Genomic DNA, 579 nt, shown 5'->3' on the forward strand with positions numbered 1-579 from the left:
TTTCTTTTCTCATATATTGATAATAAGTAATTTATGTTACACTGCATTCAAGTAAATTTGCTAGATGATGGGAATTTTTTCATGGAAAAGCAATACGATAAAGCCAGAGTCAGGCTCATTAAAACATATCCTAATCGACGCTTGTATGATACGCAAAATAGTTGCTATATCACCGCAGAAGGTGTGCATAAGCTAATTATTGAGCATGAAAATGTTGTCGTTGTTGAGAATAAAAGTGGTAAAGATATTACGCGTAGCGTATTAATGCAGATCATCAATGATATTGAGGAAAGCAGCCCAAGACAGATGTTTAGTAATGAGTTTTTGGCGCAGATTATTAAATCTTATGGCACAGATATGCAAAATACACTAGTGATGTGATTTAACAAAAAGCTGGATCTGTATTTAGGGCAAAAACATGCAACTGAAGCCATTACCAAAAAATTAAATACTGCAATGACACAAAGCGTCTACTTTAATACTACAGCAAGAGAGAATATTGATCGCTGGCAAACATCTTGGGATAATGTAAAAAGTTCTAAAAAGGCTTAAAATTTTCCGATGTTTTACGCTAATAGG

At 33.7% G+C, this 579-nt stretch carries 1 protein-coding gene; it reads left to right on the forward strand.

What is annotated here, in order from left to right:
- The first annotated feature begins 81 nt into the window (after positions 1-81).
- Positions 82-381, forward strand: a complete 300-nt coding sequence (locus DNK85_RS11310; RefSeq protein WP_162896710.1) for a polyhydroxyalkanoate synthesis regulator DNA-binding domain-containing protein — start codon at positions 82-84, stop codon at positions 379-381.
- Positions 382-579 lie beyond the last annotated feature (198 nt).

It is taken from the genome of Cysteiniphilum halobium (assembly GCF_003574425.1).
GTDB lineage: Bacteria > Pseudomonadota > Gammaproteobacteria > Francisellales > Francisellaceae > Caedibacter > Caedibacter halobius.

Bases quoted from the DNA above. Each gene is read 5' to 3' on its own strand.
- DNK85_RS11310 (WP_162896710.1), top strand. From the start codon at position 82: ATGGAAAAGCAATACGATAAAGCCAGAGTCAGGCTCATTAAAACATAT.